Here is a 15,934-nt window from a genome sequence, read left to right as displayed (position 1 = left end):
CGTTCGCCCGTGCCACTTTATCCAGGAGACCTCATGACCGCTGCAGACCACGCGCCCGTCAGCCGCTTTCCGGTACCGGCGCTCGAAGACCTGCCCGACGACATCCGCGAACGGATCGCGACCGTCCAGGAAAAGTCGGGCTTCATCCCGAACGTGTTCCTCACGCTCGCGCATCGCCCGGACGAGTTTCGCGCGTTCATGGCGTACCACGACGCGCTGATGGACAAGCCGGGCAATCTCACCAAGGCCGAACGGGAAATGATCGTCGTGGCCACCAGCGCCGTGAACCAGTGCCAGTACTGCGTGATCGCGCATGGCGCGATCCTGCGCATTCGCGCGAAGGATCCGCTGATCGCCGACCAGGTCGCGACCAACTATCGCAAGGCCGACATCACCGTGCGGCAGAAGGCGATGCTCGACTTCGCGATGAAGGTTTCGCAGACCGCGCATCAGGTGGGCGAAGCGGATTTCGATACGCTGAAGTCGCATGGCTTCACCGAGGATGACGTCTGGGACATCGCGGCGATCTCGGCGTTCTTCGGGATGTCCAATCGCATCGCGAACGTGACGAACATGCGGCCCAACGCGGAGTTCTACGCGCTGGGGCGTTGAAGGGCAGCGCGGTCACGCAGGCGGCACGTGGCCGCGCTATCGGCGCCGGTAAAAGACACCGTCGATCGCACGGGCGCTTGCCGGCCGCTACCGGCAAGCGGGCGCCGTCCCCCCGCGACCTGCCGCTCGACCTGCATCGCCGGCAAGCGGGCGACGGTCAGCGCTCACTTACTTCTTCAACGCCTGCAGCCCGTCCGGCAGCTTCGCGTCCGGGAACATCGTCGACAGCGTCGCATCGCGCCACCGCGCCGCCTCTTCCGCACGCTGCGTTTCCGCCTGCTCGCACACGAACAACGCATCGCCGCCGAGCAGCAGGCGCATCGGCACGTCGTCTCGACGCGACAGCTCGACGATCAGCGCCGCGATCCGTGCGGGATCGCCGACCTCGTGGCCGCCGTACGCGCCGAGCAGCTCGAGAATCTTCCCGACCGACGGTTGATAGTCGGGCAGCAGGCCGTCGACGTCGCGCTTCGCCTGCGCGGCCCATTCGGTGCGCATCCCGCCCGGCTCCAGCGTGCATACGCGCACGCCGAACGGCGCGACTTCCTTCGACAGCACGTCGCTGAATCCTCCAACCGCCCACTTCGCGGCCTGGTACGCGGACAGGCCGGGCGTCGACGTGCGGCCGCCGACCGACGACACCTGGAAGATGTGGCCCGCGCGCTGCGCGCGCATCGTCGGCAGCACCGCGCGCGTCAGGTTGACCACGCCGAACAGGTTCGTTTCGATCTGGTCGCGGAAGTCGTCGGCGCCCATCTGCTCGAACGGCGCCGAATGACCGTAGCCCGCGTTGTTCACCAGCACGTCGAGACGGCCGAACGCATCGAGGGCAGCCGCCACCGCGTGTGCGGCCGCCGCTTCGTCGGTCACATCGAGCTCGACCGGCAGCAAGCGGTCGCCGTACTGTTCTTTCAGATCCGCGAGCCGAGCGGGATCGCGCGCACCGGCCACCAGCCGGTCGCCCGCCGCCAGCACCGCTTCCGAGATGGCGCGCCCCAAACCGCGTGCAGCCCCTGTCACCAGCCAGACTTTCGACATTTTCCACTCCTCGAGAAAGTTGAAACCACAAAAATGAATGATTACTCACTCATTAATATAAGCGAGGAAATGACCGTGTTCGTCATGCCTCGCCCTGCCTGAAACCGCCTTCCGTGGTCGCGGCGGCGTCCGAACCGGACGCGCCGCCGCTCCCCGCCTCCAGCTGACCGTTACGCCGGCCCCGGCTCACACCGCATGCAGCACGGCCCACAACGCGCGAAATCCGGCCTCCCGATACGCATCGGCCAGTGCCGGCTCGCGCGCGATCGACTCCATCGCCGTTTCCGCGATCGACGTGAACAGCGCCGCGCAGAACGCATGCGCGTCGCCGGCCTCCAGCCCGCCAGACGCGGCGGCGTGCTCCCGCAGCAGCGCATGCACCGAACCGAACCCTTCGGCGCCGGCCGCCCGATGCGCTTCGTCGATGCGGCCGCTCACGCCCAGCTGCCGCAGCGCGCGCCGCCCGTCCGGATTCGCGACGCCCCACGACACATAGCCGTTCCACGCATACCGCATCGCCTGTTCGGCCGGCGCGTGCTCCGGAAACCCGGTCATCATTGCTTCGCGCATCGCGGCCTTCAGGCTCAGGTACAGCGCGTTCAGCAGTGCATCCTTGGTCTCGAAATAGGTGAACACCGTGCCTTCCGCGACGCCGGCGAGCCGCGCGATGCGCGCGGTGGTCGCGCCCGCACCGTCCTCCGCGAGCGCGCGGGCGGCGGCGGCGAGGATGGCGTCGTGCTTGTCGGGGCTGCGCGGTCGGGCCACGTTGGATTCCTTTAATGAGTGAGCGCTCAATCATAAACATGCGGCCGTACGGAATGCAAGTCCTGTTACATACGCGGGAACCCGTACGCAATCGATCAAAAGCGTGCACTATTAGCGTTTTCACGTACTGGCGCGCCAACGCACCGGCGCCCGGCGCTTCGACGTTCGTTCCACGCTTACCCTGCTTCAGACCGCGAACCACTCATGACGAATAAGCCCAACCAGACCGAAGCCGACCAGCCCGTCGACATGATCATCTTCGGCGGCGGCGGCGACCTGGCCGCCCGCAAGCTGTTGCCCGCGCTGTACATGGCGCACCTGCACTGCAACCTGCCGCCGGAGACCCGCATCATCGCGGTCGGCCGCCGCGACTGGGGCATCGACGGCTACCGCAAGTTCATGGACGAGCAGTCGCGCCCGTTCATCGACGACAAGGCGTTCGACGCCGACGCATGGGCGCGTTTCCTCGACCTGTTCAAGTACGTGCTGATCGACGTGAGCGCGCCGGAAGACTACGCGCGCCTCGCCGAAGCGGCGCGCGGCGACGCGATCCGGGTGTTCTACCTGTCGACGTCGCCGGAGCTGTTCACGACGATCTGCGACAACCTGTCGGCCGCGCACCTCGTCGACGCGCGCTCGCGCGTCGTGCTCGAAAAGCCGCTCGGCCACGATCTCGCGTCGGCGAAGGCGATCAACGATGCGGTCGGCAAGCATTTCGCGGAATCGCAGATCTACCGGATCGACCATTACCTCGGCAAGGAAACCGTGCAGAACCTGATGGTGCTGCGCTTCGGCAACCCGATCTTCGGGCCGTTGTGGCAGGCGCCGAGCATCCGCAGCGTGCAGATCACGGTGGCGGAGACGGTCGGCGTCGGCAGCCGCGCGGGCTTCTACGACCATACCGGCGCGCTGCGCGACATGGTGCAGAACCACCTGCTGCAGCTGCTGTGCATCGTCGCGATGGAGCCGCCGGTGTCGCTCGACCCGGACGCCGTGCGCGACGAGAAGCTGAAGGTGCTGCGCTCGCTGCGGCCGATGGCGCTGTCGGACGTCGCGCGCGACACGGTGCGCGGCCAGTACACGGCCGGCGCGGTCGACGGCCAGCCGGTCAAGGGCTATCTCGAGGAAGACAACGTGCCGGCGGACAGCCACGCGGAAACCTTCGTCGCGCTGCGCGCGCACATCAACAACTGGCGCTGGGCGAACGTGCCGTTCTTCCTGCGCACCGGCAAGCGGCTGCAGCGCCGCCAGTCGGAAATCGTGATCGAGTTCGCCGACATGCCGTTCTCGATCATCCCGACCGGCCCGCGCCACTACAGCAACCGCCTCGTGATCCAGCTCCAGCCGGAGGAGTCGATCCAGCTGCAGATGCTCGCGAAGGAGCCGGGCAGCGGAATGAAGATGGTGCCCGTAAGCCTGAACCTCGACCTGCAGCAGGCGATTCCGGAACGACGCGCGGAAGCGTACGAACGGCTGCTGATCGACGTGATCCGCGGACGCCTTACGCACTTCATGCGCCGCGACGAGCTCGAGGCCGCGTGGTCGTGGGTCGAGCCGATCCTCGACGGCTGGAAGCAACTCGGCGATCGCCCGCGCCTGTACACCGCGGGCACGTTCGGGCCGGCGGCATCGTCGGCGCTGCTGGCGCGCGACAACATGTCGTGGTCCGAGGAAGCGTAACCCCTGCACGAAGGCGTGCCCGCGGCGCAAGCGCCGTGCGGCACGCCGGGTCACACCGGGTGCCCGCCGCCGGTCGCCCACCACCGGCCACCCGCCTCCCTTCCGGCGCGCCGCCGTTACAGCGGCCGCATCCATGCAGCCTTGCGCCGCGCCGCCGCATCGCTGCCGCTGCTCCCGCCGCCCAGCACCTCGATCATGTAATCGACGAACGACGCAATCCGCGACGAGATCGCGGTATTCCGGTAATACACCGCGTTGATCGGCTGTTCGACGTCGAGCGTCTGCCGCGCGAGCACCTGCACGAGCCGGCCGGCCTCGCGATCCTGCGCGGTCATGAAATCCGACAGGCACACGATGCCCGCGCCCTCCAGCGCGAGCTGCCGCAGCGTCTCGCCGCTCGACGACCAGATGCCGGGCTCGATGCGGCTCGGCTCGCCGTCCGTGCCGACGATCGGCCACACGTTCAGCGATTCGGGCTGCGTGAAGCCGAGCAGCGTGTGCTTGCCGAGATCCTCGACCTTGCGCGGCTGGCCGTGCGCCTCGAGGTACGCGGGGCTCGCGAGGATGCGCATCCGGCTGTTGCCGATCCGCCGGCTGTGCAGCGTCGAATCCTTGAGCCGGCCGATCCGGATCGCGACGTCGGTGCGCCGTTCGAGCAGGTCGATGATCCCCTCGTTGCTGTTCAGCTCGAGCTCGACCTTCGGGAAGCGTTCGCGGTAGCCGCGCACGAGCGGCACGATCACGTGCAGCATGAACGGCGTCGCGGCATCGACCCGCAGCCGCCCCGACGGCATCTCGCGCCGCGCGAGCATCTGCTCCTCGGCGTTCTCGACCGATTCGATGATCGCGCGCGCATCCTGCAGGAACGCGCGCCCCTCCTCGGTCAGTTCAAGCCGGCGCGTGGTCCGGCGCAGCAGCGTGGTCTTCAGCTTCTCCTCGAGCCGCGCGAGCGTGCGGCTCGCGGCCGACACGGTGAGGTCGAGCTGCTGCGCGGCAGCGGTGATCGAACCGGTGTCGACCACGGCGGCAAAGGCCTGGAGTTCGTCGAGCGTGATCTTCATTCTTGATCTGAAATCAAAACAATTTGGTTTATAGACCAGTTTTTCCGCAAAAGTAAAGTCGGCACACTGCGATCCATCCTGACTGGAACCTGGATCCCATCATGCCACTCGCCCTGCTTGCGCTGACCATCAGCGCCTTTGCCATCGGTACGACCGAATTCGTGATCGTCGGGCTGATTCCGACGATCGGCGCCGATCTCGGCGTCAGCCTGCCGTCGGCCGGCCTGCTCGTCAGCCTCTACGCGCTGAGCGTCGCGATCGGCGCGCCGCTCCTCACCGCGCTCACCGGCCGCGTGCCGCGCAAGACGCTGCTCGCCGCGCTGATGGCGCTCTTCACGGTCGGCAACCTCGTGGCCTGGCAGGCGCCGAGCTATGAATCGCTGATCGTCGCGCGCGTGCTCACCGGCCTCGCGCACGGCGTGTTCTTTTCGGTGGGCTCGATCATCGCGACCACGCTCGTGCCGAAGGACAAGGCCGCCAGCGCGATCGCGACGATGTTCAGCGGGATGACCGTCGCGTTCGTCGCCGGCATTCCGCTCGGCACCTTCATCGGCCAGCATTTCGGCTGGCGCGCGACGTTCCTGATCGTCGCGCTGTTCGGCCTCGTCGCGTTCCTCGGTGCGGTGGCCTTCGTGCCGCGCGGGCTCCCGCGGACGCCGCCGGCGCCGCTCGCGCGCCAGTTCCGCGTGCTTGCCCAGCCGCGCCTGCTGCTCGTCTACGGGATGACGGCGGTCGGCTACGGCGGCTCGCTGATCGCGTTCACCTACATGGCGCCGCTGCTCGAACAGATCGCCGGCTTCACGCCGTCGCAGGTCAGCCTTGTGCTCGTCGGCTACGGCGTGTCGGTCGCGTTCGGCAACGTATGGGGCGGCAAGCTGGCCGACAGCGTCGGCCCGGTCAAGGCGCTGAAGCGGATCTTCCTGCTGCTCGCGATCGTGCTGCTCGCGCTGACCTTCACGGTGCACGTGAAGTGGCTGGCGGTGCTGACGATGCTCGCGTGGGGCGCGGTCGCCTTCGGCAACGTGCCGGGCCTGCAGGTGTACGTCGTCAAGCAGGCGCGCCACTTCGCGCCGGACGCCACCGACGTCGCATCGGGCTTCAACATCGCCGCGTTCAACCTCGGCGTCGCGGGCGGCTCGTCGCTCGGCGGCCTGATCGTCGCGAACGTCGGCCTTGGCCATACGCCGTGGATCGCCGCCGCCGTCACACTCGGTGCGTTCGCGCTGACCGCGCTGAGCGGCCGTCTCGACCGCGGCGAGGGCTTGCCCGAACGCACGGCCGAACCCGTCGAACTCGCCCATTGAACGTCACTTTCCTTGCAGGAGCTCACCACCATGAATGCATCGAACCCACGCCCGCCGTTCGCCGGCAAGACTTTCGAAGTCCGTTACGACGGGCTCACCGCCCTCAACGCGTATGACGAGGACGGCCTCCGCATGCGCTACGAAATCACCGAAGGCGCGTACGCCGGCGCGAACGGCGAAGTCGCCTGTACGTGGCAGCACATCGCCGGTGAAACCTTTGCGATCTCGTGGCAGGAAGCCGACCGCGCGACGGTCGTGCACATCGACGATTTCGCCGCCGGCACGTCGCGCTCGTTCTTCACCGCGTCGTCGCTCGATTTCTACCGGCTCGAAGGCAGCTTGCGCGCGGTCTGAACGGAGGCGCCCGACCATGTCCACTTCACTCGACAAGCTCGCCGACGGCGGCTTCAGCATCGGCATCGAACTGCCGCTCGACAACGACTGGTCGCCGGCCGGCGACGCGAAGCGCCAGCATGACGGCCGCCGCCCCGGCGTGCCCGACCTGGAACGCCACGCCGAGCTCGCGCAACTGGCCGACACGCTCGGCTTCCGCGCGCTCTGGGTACGCGACGTGCCGGTGTACGACCCGTCATTCGGCGACGCCGCGCAGGTGTTCGAGACGTTCTCGTATCTCGGCTACCTCGCCGGCATCACGCGCGACATCCTGCTCGGCACGGCGGCCGTCGTGCTGCCGCTGCGCGAACCGCTGCTGACGCTGAAATCGGCCGCGACGATCCAGGAACTGAGCCACGGACGCCTGCTGCTCGGCGTCGCGAGCGGCGACCGGCCGGTGGAATATCCGCTGTTCGGCCGCGACTTCGCATCGCGCGGCGCGAACTTCCGCGATCAGATCGCGCTGCTGCGCGACGGCGCGCGCGGCCATCTGCCGCCCGGCCTCGACGTCCTGCCGGCCGCACGCTCGCCGGTACCGCTGCTGGTCGCGGGTCTCGCGCAGCAGACGCCCGCATGGATCGGTGAACACATGGACGGCTGCCTCGCCTATCCGGGCACGCCAGACGATCACCTGCACCGTGTCGCGAACTGGCGCGCGGTGGCCGGCAACAAGCCGTACGTGAGCTTCATCCATCTCGACCTCGCGGAAGATCCACACGAACCGCTGCAGCGACACCGCTTCGGCGCGCGCGCCGGGCGCGTCGCGCTGACGGAGGAACTCGTGGCGATGCGCGACGCGGGCGCGCAGCACATCGGCCTGCATTTCCGCCGCAACCGGCGTCCGCTCGACGAGACGATGGCCGAGATCGCATCCGACGTGCTGCCGGCATTCCACGCGAATGCGAATGCCGCTGCCGGCGCGAACGCGCGGACGGGCACCGCCTGAGGCCGGCACGCCGTCGGCCGAGCCGGATCCACGACCAATATTTGATTTCAAGTCAAATATTTTTGACCTCTAAAGGCGTTTATCTCATCAGTCTCGAACGCCAGAATGACTTCCATACCGCAATCGTTCCCCCTTCAGGAGCCCATGATGAGCACCATTCCCGCATTCGGCCTCGGTACGTTCCGTCTGCAAGGCCAGGTTGTCATCGACTCGGTCCGTAACGGCCTCGAAGTCGGATACCGCGCGATCGACACCGCACAGATCTACGGCAACGAAGCCGAGGTCGGCGAAGCGATCGCCGCGTCGGGCGTGCGCCGCGAAGACCTGTTCCTCACGACGAAGATCTGGGTCGACAACTACGCACCGGAAAAGCTGGTCGCCAGCCTCGAGGAAAGCCTGCGCAAGCTGCGCACCGATTATGTCGACCTGACGCTGATCCACTGGCCGGCCCCGGACAACGGCGTGTCGGTCCCGGCGTTCATGACCGCGCTGGCCGATGCGAAGGCGAAGGGCCTCACGCGCCAGATCGGAATCTCGAACTTCAACATCGAACTGACGCAGGAAGCGATCGCGGCGGTCGGCAAGGATGCGATCGCGACGAACCAGATCGAACTGAGCCCGTACCTGCAGAACCGCAAGCTGGTCGAGTTCCTCAACGCCAAAGGCATCCACGTGACGTCGTACATGACGCTCGCGTACGGCAAGGTGCTCGGCGACCCGGTGATCGGCGCGATCGCGAAACGCCACGACGCGACGCCGGCGCAAGTTGCACTCGCGTGGGCACTGCAGCTCGGCTACTCGGTGATTCCGTCGTCGACCAAGCGCGAGAACCTCGCCAGCAACCTGCTCGCGCAGACGCTGCGCCTGACCGACGAGGACATGGCGCAGATCGCCGCGCTCGAGCGCAACGGCCGCGAAGTCGACCCGGCCGGCCTCGCGCCGAAGTGGGACTAAGCGCGCCGCCCGCATTCTCCATTTGATCCGCCGTGGCCCGAAGGCCGCGGCACCGACAGGACACCACCATGACCCAGGACCCGCTGTTCCAACCGCTGCAATTCGGCGCGCTGACGCTGCCGAACCGCATCGTGATGCCGCCGATGACGCGTTCGCGCGCGAGCCAGCCCGGCGACGAAGCCAACGAACTGATGGCCGCGTATTACGCGCAGCGCGCAAGCGCGGGCCTGATCGTCAGCGAAGGCACCTACATCGCGCCGCTCGGCAAGGGCTACGCATGGACGCCCGGCATCCATACGCCTGCGCAGGTTGCCGGCTGGCGCAAGGTGACGGATGCCGTCCACGCCGCGCGCGGCCGCATCTTCGCGCAGCTGTGGCACGTCGGCCGGCTGAGCCACACGAGCCTGCTCGGCGGCCGCCAGCCGGTATCGTCGTCGCCGCTGCAGGCGAAGGGCGTGAACGTGTTCATCGCCGGTGAAGACGGCAGCACGCCGGGCTTCGTGCAGGCCTCCGAGCCGCGGGCGCTGTCCGTCGACGAAATCCGCGAGGTCGTCGATCAATACCGCGCCGCCGCCCGCCACGCGATCGAGGCCGGCTTCGACGGCGTCGAACTGCACGGCGCGAACGGGTATCTCGTGAACCAGTTCATCGACTCGAATGCGAACACGCGTACCGACGCCTACGGCGGCTCGCTCGAGAACCGGCTGCGCTTCCTGAGCGAAGTCACGCAGGCGCTGATCGAGGGCACCGGTGACGCGTCGCGCGTCGGCATCCGCCTCGCACCGCTGACCACGCTGAATGGCTGCGTCGACGACGATCCGGAGACGACCTATCTCGCCGCCGCGACGCTGCTCGGCGAACTCGGCGTCGGCTACCTGCACATCGCGGAAGCCGATTGGGACGACGCACCGCTGATGCCGGTCGAATTCAAGCAATGGCTGCGCGCCGCATACCCCGGCGTGCTGATCTACGCCGGCGCCTATACCGCCGAACGCGCCCGCGCAGCGATCGCCGCCGGCTGGGCCGACCTCGTCGCCTTCGGCCGCCCGTTCGTCGCGAATCCCGACCTGCCCGAGCGCCTGCGCACCGGCGCCGCGCTCACGCCGCACGACCGCAACACGCTGTTCGGCGGCGGCGCGGCAGGCTTGACCGACTATCCGACGCTCGCCCAGGCCGCGGCCTGAGCGGGCCGTCCAGCCACCCGAGACTGCTCATGAGAATCACGCTCCCTTCCCGCCTGGGTTTCGGCACCGCGCCGCTGGGCAACATGTATCGGGACATCCCGAACGACGAAGCGCTGGCCACGGTCGACGCGGCGTGGGACGCCGGTATCCGCTACTTCGACGCCGCGCCGCTGTACGGCGCCGGGCTCGCCGAGCTGCGCCTCGGCGAAGCGCTCGCCGGCCGTCCGCGCGATGAATATTCGCTCGGTACCAAGGTCGGCCGGCTCGTGCTCGACGAGCACGAGGATGCATCGCAACGCGATCTCGGCGAGAAGGGCGGGCTGTTCCGCCACGGCCTGCCGAACAGGATCGTCTACGACTACACCGAGGACGGCACGCTGCGCTCGATCGAGGCGAGCCTCGAGCGTCTGCGCACCGACCGCCTCGATACCGTGTGGATCCACGATCCGGCGATCGACTTCCACGGCGAGCGCTGGCTCGACGTGTTCGACGTCGCGATGTCGGGCGCGGCCAAGGCGCTCACGCGGCTGCGCGACGAGAAGGTCATCAAGGGCTGGGGCCTCGGCGTGAACCGGATCGAGCCGTGCGAACTCGCGCTCGAGCGCTCGGACCCGGACGGCTTCCTGCTCGCCGGCCGCTACACGCTGCTCGACCATGCTGGCGCACTCGAACGGCTGATGCCGGAAAGCGTCGCGCGCGGGCTCGGCATCATCGTCGGCGGTCCGTACAACTCCGGCGTGCTCGCCGGCGGCACCCACTTCGAATATCAGCCGGCCACGCAGGCCATGCTCGATCGCGTCGCGCGCATCCGGCAGACCTGCGAACGGTTCGGTGTCGACGTGCGCGCGGTGGCGCTGCAGTTCTCGCTCGCACATCCGGCGGTCGCGGCCGTGATCCCCGGTGCGAGCCGGCCCGATCGCATCGACGAGAACCTGCGGCTCGCGTCGGCGCCGATTCCAGCCGGCCTGTGGGACGCGCTGAAGACCGAACGCCTGATCGCGGAACACGCACCGACGCCGCCCGGCGCGGCCTGAGATTCGAAGATTGAATCGGACCGGCGCGGCGACTATCGCCGCGATTGCCATTTGCGCATTGCGGCCGGCGCGATTGGCGTCTAGCGTTTACGGGTTCGTCGACGGTTGCTCGTCACCCGACCTGAAAGGATGCCCGCCATGCAAAGCCGCTCCCTGAAAAGCGCCACGTTGCCGGCCGTCGTGGCCTGCGTTGCGCTGGCCCTCTGTACCGTGTCCGCCCGCGCCGACGAAGCCGCCGGTCTCGCGCCGCCCCAGCCGGCCGCGCCCGTTTTGTCGACGACCGCGGCCGGCGTGCAGGTCTACACGTGCGACTACGATGCCGGACACAAGCTCGCGTGGGTGTTCCAGCACCCGGAAGCGATGCTGTTCGATGCCGGCGGCACGCTCGTCGTCCGGCACGGCGCAGGGCCGTCGTGGGAAGCGACCGACGGCAGCCGGATCACCGGCAAGAAGCTCGCGGAAGCGCCTGGCGCGCACCCGGGCAGCATTCCACAACTCCTGCTCGCCGCGACGCCGGCCGCAACGGACGCGAAGGCCACGACCGGCGCGCTCGCCGGCGTGCGCTTCGTGCAGCGGCTCGATACCGCGGGCGGCACGCCACCGGAGGCGACGTGTTCGACCGAGCATGCGGTCGGCCGCTTTCCGTATTTCGCACGCTACGTGTTCCTGAAGTAACGCACGACGACGGCTGCCCGGATCCAGCGCGTTGCCGCCGCATCCATTCGATCAGGCATCCTTCGTTTCAACGATATCGCTCCGGCTGCGATGCAATGACTCAGCCTCAGCGAACCCGCATCGACAGTTCGACATCGCCGCCGAACGGCACCCGCCGAACGGCACCGACAGATAGCCGTTGCGTGGCTCGCGCACGCGCGACCGTCGACGCCTCGAACTCGCTCGTGATCACCCGGCCGCCGCCGTTGTCGCGCAGCGCGGCCGCGAGGCGCAGCCTCGATGAAAGACACTCGTAAGACTCGATGCATCACCCGCCCCCCGCCCGGCCCGCCGATCCCGCCTTCAAATAATCGCCTTAACGAATTCGAACTAGGCGTATACACGCGTTCCGCGACGACGAAGCCCGGTTGCACGCCGATATAAGCGCTGCGACATGCGCTGCATGCTCTTCCCCCAATGGGACGCGATGGGCCGTTCGCCTAACCTTCGCTACGGCAAAGCACACGTGACAGGTCGACCGCACCACGCGTCGTACGACGCGACACCCTCGCACCCGCCTCGCAGCGCGTACGACGACACGAATCACGTCATGCGTCCCCACGACGTTGCCGATTATTTCAACCAGATACGAGACACCCTGATGACGGTCCGCTACAGGCCGTTTCAGCATGCTGATAAAGGAGCAAGCTCATGAGTGATACCCCGGTGCAGCCGACGGTCGGCGTCGGCGCGGAAGAAACGGACCTCGGCACCACGGGAGTCATCGACCGGTACTTCGACATTTCGTCGCGCGGCAGCACGCAGCGTCGCGAAATCGTCGCGGGCGTGACCACGTTCCTCGCGATGGTCTATTCCGTGTTCGTCGTGCCCGGCATGTTCGGCAAGGCCGGCTTCGACACGAGCGCGGTATTCGTCGCGGTCTGCCTCACCACCGCCTTCGGTTCGCTGCTGATGGGCCTGTGGGCGAAGCTGCCGATCGCGATCGGCTGCGCAATTTCGCTGACGGCGTTCACCGCGTTCGGCCTCGTGCTCGGCAAGGGCCTGCAGCCGACCGTCGCGCTCGGCGCCGTGTTCCTGATGGGCCTCGTGTTCACGGGCATCTCGGTCACGGGCGTGCGTTCGTGGATCCTGCGCAACCTGCCCGCGGGCGTCGCGCACGGCACCGGGATCGGCATCGGCCTGTTCCTGCTGCTGATCGCGTCAAACGACGTCGGTCTCGTGATCAAGAACCCGGGCGCCGGCCTGCCGGTCTCGCTCGGCCAGATCACCGCGTTCCCGGTCATCATGTCGGTCGTCGGCCTCGCCGCGATCTTCGGGCTCGAGAAGCGTCGCGTGCCGGGCGGCATCCTGCTCGTCGTGGTCGGGATCTCGCTGATCGGCCTCGCGTTCGATCCGGCCGTGAAGTATCGCGGCGTCTTCGCGCTGCCGTCGCTGAGCGCACCTGGCCACGCGTCGCTGATCGGCGCGATGGACATCAAGGGCGCGCTGTCGATGGCCGTGCTGCCGAGCGTGCTGGCGCTCGTGATGACCGCCGTGTTCGACGCGACCGGCACGATCCGCGCGGTCGCGGGCCAGGCGGGCCAGCTCGACGAGAACGGCCGGATCATCAACGGCGGCCGCGCACTGACCGCCGATTCCATCAGCTCGATCTTCTCCGGCTTCCTCGGCGGCGCGCCGGCCGCGGCCTACATCGAGTCGAGCGTCGGCGTGGCCGCCGGCGCGAAGACGGGCCTCGCGGCCGCGGTGGTCGGCCTGCTGTTCCTGGTCGTGATGTTCTTCTCGCCGCTCGCGGGCCTCGTGCCGTCGTACGCAACGGCGCCCGCGCTGATGTACGTCGGCCTGCTGATGCTCGGCAGCGTGAGCAAGCTGCACATGGACGACATGGTCGACGCGATGTCGGGCCTCGTGTGCGCGGTGTTCATCGTGCTGACCGCGAACATCGTGACCGGCATCATGCTCGGTTTCTCGACGCTCGTGATCGGCCGCGTCGCCAGCGGAGAATTCCGCAAGCTCAACGTCGGCACCGTGCTCATCGCGGCCGTGCTCGTCACGTTCTATCTCGGCGGCTGGGCGATCTGACCGCGGATCATGCGCGACGCCGCCGGCGAAAAGGACGGCGCGCATCGGGACGACACCGTCTCCTCCACCATCGTCATTGATGGTCTCCAGGCCTGGAAACGCGTGCTTCCAGGCCTTTTTTGTCGGCGCCGCCGGGGTTCCGCCCCGTGTTGTCCGGTCGACGCGGAAAGCCGCGGCGGCATGCGTCGCCTCGCGATTCCCCACGCAGTGCTACGATCGCGCTTTGTCCTCCGGAACCCTCATGAATCCGTTCGGCATCGCCTGCGAATCGGACACGCGGAACGCGGCGCACAAGCCGCCGTTCATCCCGTCGTTCGGGTTCGTCGAAATTCACGAATCGCGGCCGATCGACGCGTCGCCGTCGCGCATCATCGACGCCGTGGCCGCGCTCGACATGCGCGCCGACCCGGTCATCGACGCGCTGCTTGCCGTGCGCGAATCGCCGGCGGCCATCGCCCGCGCGCTGCGCAACCGCCCCGCCCAAGCCGAGCGCGCCCGCTTCGGCTTCGATACGTTCACGCTGCTGCATCGCGACGACACGTCGCTGTCGCTGGGGCTCGTCGGCCGCTTCTGGCGCCCGACACCCGACGTGCGGACGATCGACGACGCCGCGGCGTTCGTCCGGCACGACGATCCGAATGACGCGAAGCTGGTGCTGCGGTTCGAGGTCGTCGGACTGCCCGCCGGCACGCGACTGCTGCGCACCGAGACCTTCGTGCACTGTCCGAGCATCCGCACGCGCCTGCTGTTCCTGCCGTACTGGCTCACGATCCGGCTTGCGAGCGGCTGGATCCGTCGCCGCACGCTCGCGGCCGTCGAACTGGCACTCGCCTGATACACGGGGTGGCCGTCCAACATCGGCGGGATACGCCGCATCGCGATGGGCATCGACAACACGACGAACACGCACGCGCCGTCATTGGCAATCCTGATCGGTCAGCCGTCGGTCGCGACGAAACGATTCCGTGCCCAGCTCCGCGATTTTTGTTCCGCCCCGCGCCCGCCGTCGCGGCGCGCTACCCTGTCGATCTTCGCGCCGGCGCCCCGGCCCGCCGCCAGATCCGAACCGATCGATGACCCGCATCCGAAACCACCTGAACATCGCGCAGCTCCAGGCGTTCGTCTCCGCCGCGCATCACAAGAGCCTGCGCGCCGCCGCACGCGAACTCGGCGTCACGCAGCCCGCGATCACGCATACGATCCGCGAACTCGAAACGGCGCTGAACGCGGAACTGCTCGTGCGCAGCGTGCGCGGCGTCGAGCTGACCGCGTGCGGCCATGCGCTGCTGCCGCGTGCCGAGCAGCTGCTCGGCGACATGCGCCGCACCGTCGAGGCCGTCGAGCAGGTGAAAGGGGAAATGTCGGGGCGCGTCGCGGTCGGCACGATGCCGTCGATCGCGCTGACCGCGCTGCCGCACGCGGTCACGGCCTTCCGCCGGTCGATGCCGAACGTCAGCCTGCATCTGGAGGAAGTGACGGTGCCCGACGCGCTCGCGCAGCTGCGCAACGGCACGCTCGACATCGCTGCGATGCACCATGTGCCCGCGCTCGACCGCGATTTCACGCAGGTGCCGCTGCTGTCGACCGAGTTCACCGTGGTGATGCGCGAAGGCCATCCGCTCGCGCACGCGCGCCGTTTAGAGGAATTACTCGACGCCGAATGGATCGTCACGGTCGGCGCCGAGCAGTTCCCGCACAGCGTGATGATCGCGATGTTCGAGGCGCGCGGGCTGCCGCTGCCGAAGCGCCTGCTGCGCTCGCCGATGTCGTTCGCGGTGACGCTCGGGCTCGTCGCGCGCTCCGACGTGATCGGCTGCTTCACGCGCCCGCTGGCCGCGATGGTGGCGCCGCTCGGCATCCGCACGGCCGACCTCGACGAAAGCATGCCGCGCTTCGACCTGTCGATCATCGCGCGCCGCGACCTGCTGCCGACGCCCGCCGTATCGCAATTCGTCACCTGCCTGCAGCGCGCGGTCAACGAAACGCTCGGTTGAATCGTTCCTTCCTCTGAAACGGTCGCACGCCGCACGCGCGGCCGTCGGGTCCGGTATCGGGGCATGTCCTAGGCGCCCTGCCGGTATTTTGTCTTGATAATCTTGCGCACGTCGCGCGCCCGCATCGGGCAGCGAAACGGACAGTCCGACGCGAAGCCGCGCCGGACCGAAGGCTTACGGCGCGGCACAACCGCGCACCCATCGAACAAAACGAG

General features: G+C 68.1%; 15 protein-coding genes and 1 pseudogene. 12 read left to right on the top strand and 4 right to left on the bottom strand.

Annotated elements, in window-relative coordinates; translation table 11 throughout:
- Positions 1 to 33: 33 nt before the first annotated feature.
- Positions 34 to 612: a peroxidase-related enzyme gene (locus DIE06_RS05885; protein ID WP_124660572.1), complete on the top strand. Its 579-nt coding sequence runs from the start codon at positions 34 to 36 to the stop codon at positions 610 to 612.
- A 168-nt stretch (positions 613 to 780) separates the two neighbouring features.
- Here DIE06_RS05885 and DIE06_RS05880 read toward each other — a convergent pair whose 3' ends face one another.
- Positions 781 to 1,650: an SDR family NAD(P)-dependent oxidoreductase gene (locus tag DIE06_RS05880; RefSeq protein ID WP_124660571.1), complete on the bottom strand. Its 870-nt coding sequence runs from the start codon at positions 1,648 to 1,650 to the stop codon at positions 781 to 783.
- A gap of 186 nt (positions 1,651 to 1,836) precedes the next feature.
- The gene (locus tag DIE06_RS05875; RefSeq protein ID WP_124660570.1) at positions 1,837 to 2,415 is read right to left on the bottom strand and encodes a TetR/AcrR family transcriptional regulator; all 579 of its coding nucleotides are present in this window, start codon (positions 2,413 to 2,415) and stop codon (positions 1,837 to 1,839) included.
- 204 nt (positions 2,416 to 2,619) lie between these two features.
- Between DIE06_RS05875 and zwf the strand changes: the two genes are divergently transcribed.
- Positions 2,620 to 4,095: a glucose-6-phosphate dehydrogenase gene (gene zwf / locus DIE06_RS05870; protein WP_124660569.1), complete on the top strand. Its 1,476-nt coding sequence runs from the start codon at positions 2,620 to 2,622 to the stop codon at positions 4,093 to 4,095.
- Between the two features lie 116 nt (positions 4,096 to 4,211).
- Here zwf and DIE06_RS05865 read toward each other — a convergent pair whose 3' ends face one another.
- Complete coding sequence (locus DIE06_RS05865; RefSeq protein ID WP_124660568.1) at positions 4,212 to 5,156, bottom strand: LysR family transcriptional regulator; 945 nt, start codon at positions 5,154 to 5,156, stop codon at positions 4,212 to 4,214.
- 101 nt (positions 5,157 to 5,257) lie between these two features.
- Here DIE06_RS05865 and DIE06_RS05860 point away from each other — a divergent pair, with 101 nt between their 5' ends.
- From DIE06_RS05860 to DIE06_RS05830, 7 genes are all read left to right on the top strand, one after another.
- Positions 5,258 to 6,460, top strand: coding sequence for an MFS transporter (locus tag DIE06_RS05860; protein WP_124660567.1), 1,203 nt, complete (start codon positions 5,258 to 5,260; stop codon positions 6,458 to 6,460).
- Positions 6,461 to 6,490: 30 nt separating this feature from the next.
- Entirely contained in the window at positions 6,491 to 6,814 is a 324-nt protein-coding gene (locus tag DIE06_RS05855) for a MoaF-related domain-containing protein (RefSeq protein ID WP_124660566.1), read from the top strand.
- A 16-nt stretch (positions 6,815 to 6,830) separates the two neighbouring features.
- Complete coding sequence (locus tag DIE06_RS05850; RefSeq protein ID WP_124660565.1) at positions 6,831 to 7,799, top strand: LLM class oxidoreductase; 969 nt, start codon at positions 6,831 to 6,833, stop codon at positions 7,797 to 7,799.
- 147 nt (positions 7,800 to 7,946) lie between these two features.
- Entirely contained in the window at positions 7,947 to 8,753 is an 807-nt protein-coding gene (gene dkgB / locus DIE06_RS05845) for a 2,5-didehydrogluconate reductase DkgB (protein WP_124660564.1), read from the top strand.
- Positions 8,754 to 8,821: 68 nt separating this feature from the next.
- Positions 8,822 to 9,937 (top strand): alkene reductase, encoded by a 1,116-nt coding sequence (locus tag DIE06_RS05840; protein WP_124660563.1) that lies wholly within the window; start codon positions 8,822 to 8,824, stop codon positions 9,935 to 9,937.
- Positions 9,938 to 9,966: 29 nt separating this feature from the next.
- Positions 9,967 to 10,971: an aldo/keto reductase gene (locus DIE06_RS05835; RefSeq protein WP_124660562.1), complete on the top strand. Its 1,005-nt coding sequence runs from the start codon at positions 9,967 to 9,969 to the stop codon at positions 10,969 to 10,971.
- A gap of 138 nt (positions 10,972 to 11,109) precedes the next feature.
- The gene (locus tag DIE06_RS05830) at positions 11,110 to 11,646 is read left to right on the top strand and encodes a DUF3455 domain-containing protein (protein WP_124660561.1); all 537 of its coding nucleotides are present in this window, start codon (positions 11,110 to 11,112) and stop codon (positions 11,644 to 11,646) included.
- A 184-nt stretch (positions 11,647 to 11,830) separates the two neighbouring features.
- On the opposite strand, the pseudogene DIE06_RS39520 reads toward DIE06_RS05830, so the two are convergent.
- A pseudogene (locus tag DIE06_RS39520) lies at positions 11,831 to 11,926 on the bottom strand (O-methyltransferase); the annotation flags it as partial.
- Positions 11,927 to 12,336: 410 nt separating this feature from the next.
- On the opposite strand from DIE06_RS39520, the gene DIE06_RS05825 reads away from it, so the two are divergent.
- The 3 genes from DIE06_RS05825 to DIE06_RS05815 all read left to right on the top strand — a co-directional run bounded on the left by DIE06_RS05825 (position 12,337) and on the right by DIE06_RS05815 (position 15,719).
- The gene (locus DIE06_RS05825; RefSeq protein ID WP_124660560.1) at positions 12,337 to 13,725 is read left to right on the top strand and encodes an NCS2 family permease; all 1,389 of its coding nucleotides are present in this window, start codon (positions 12,337 to 12,339) and stop codon (positions 13,723 to 13,725) included.
- A 241-nt stretch (positions 13,726 to 13,966) separates the two neighbouring features.
- Positions 13,967 to 14,560 carry a hypothetical protein gene (locus tag DIE06_RS05820; protein ID WP_124660559.1) on the top strand — a complete coding sequence of 198 codons (594 nt, stop codon included), beginning with the start codon at positions 13,967 to 13,969 and terminating at the stop codon, positions 14,558 to 14,560.
- A gap of 238 nt (positions 14,561 to 14,798) precedes the next feature.
- A complete protein-coding gene (locus DIE06_RS05815; protein WP_185733353.1) occupies positions 14,799 to 15,719 on the top strand; it encodes a LysR substrate-binding domain-containing protein in 921 nt (306 codons plus the stop codon).
- Positions 15,720 to 15,934: the final 215 nt, after the last annotated feature.

Source organism: Burkholderia sp. Bp8998, assembly GCF_003854235.1.
Classification (GTDB): domain Bacteria; phylum Pseudomonadota; class Gammaproteobacteria; order Burkholderiales; family Burkholderiaceae; genus Burkholderia.
This window is presented reverse-complemented; position numbering and strand designations above follow the sequence as displayed.

What these genes read in the sequence shown, in the direction of transcription:
- DIE06_RS05885 (WP_124660572.1), top strand. Translation starts at nt 34, where the DNA reads ATGACCGCTGCAGACCACGCGCCCGTCAGCCGCTTTCCGGTACCGGCG.
- DIE06_RS05880 (WP_124660571.1), bottom strand. Translation starts at nt 1,650, where the DNA reads ATGTCGAAAGTCTGGCTGGTGACAGGGGCTGCACGCGGTTTGGGGCGC.
- zwf (WP_124660569.1), top strand. Translation starts at nt 2,620, where the DNA reads ATGACGAATAAGCCCAACCAGACCGAAGCCGACCAGCCCGTCGACATG.
- DIE06_RS05865 (WP_124660568.1), bottom strand. Translation starts at nt 5,156, where the DNA reads ATGAAGATCACGCTCGACGAACTCCAGGCCTTTGCCGCCGTGGTCGAC.
- DIE06_RS05860 (WP_124660567.1), top strand. Translation starts at nt 5,258, where the DNA reads ATGCCACTCGCCCTGCTTGCGCTGACCATCAGCGCCTTTGCCATCGGT.
- DIE06_RS05855 (WP_124660566.1), top strand. Translation starts at nt 6,491, where the DNA reads ATGAATGCATCGAACCCACGCCCGCCGTTCGCCGGCAAGACTTTCGAA.
- DIE06_RS05850 (WP_124660565.1), top strand. Translation starts at nt 6,831, where the DNA reads ATGTCCACTTCACTCGACAAGCTCGCCGACGGCGGCTTCAGCATCGGC.
- dkgB (WP_124660564.1), top strand. Translation starts at nt 7,947, where the DNA reads ATGAGCACCATTCCCGCATTCGGCCTCGGTACGTTCCGTCTGCAAGGC.
- DIE06_RS05840 (WP_124660563.1), top strand. Translation starts at nt 8,822, where the DNA reads ATGACCCAGGACCCGCTGTTCCAACCGCTGCAATTCGGCGCGCTGACG.
- DIE06_RS05835 (WP_124660562.1), top strand. Translation starts at nt 9,967, where the DNA reads ATGAGAATCACGCTCCCTTCCCGCCTGGGTTTCGGCACCGCGCCGCTG.
- DIE06_RS05830 (WP_124660561.1), top strand. Translation starts at nt 11,110, where the DNA reads ATGCAAAGCCGCTCCCTGAAAAGCGCCACGTTGCCGGCCGTCGTGGCC.
- DIE06_RS05825 (WP_124660560.1), top strand. Translation starts at nt 12,337, where the DNA reads ATGAGTGATACCCCGGTGCAGCCGACGGTCGGCGTCGGCGCGGAAGAA.
- DIE06_RS05820 (WP_124660559.1), top strand. Translation starts at nt 13,967, where the DNA reads ATGAATCCGTTCGGCATCGCCTGCGAATCGGACACGCGGAACGCGGCG.
- DIE06_RS05815 (WP_185733353.1), top strand. Translation starts at nt 14,799, where the DNA reads ATGACCCGCATCCGAAACCACCTGAACATCGCGCAGCTCCAGGCGTTC.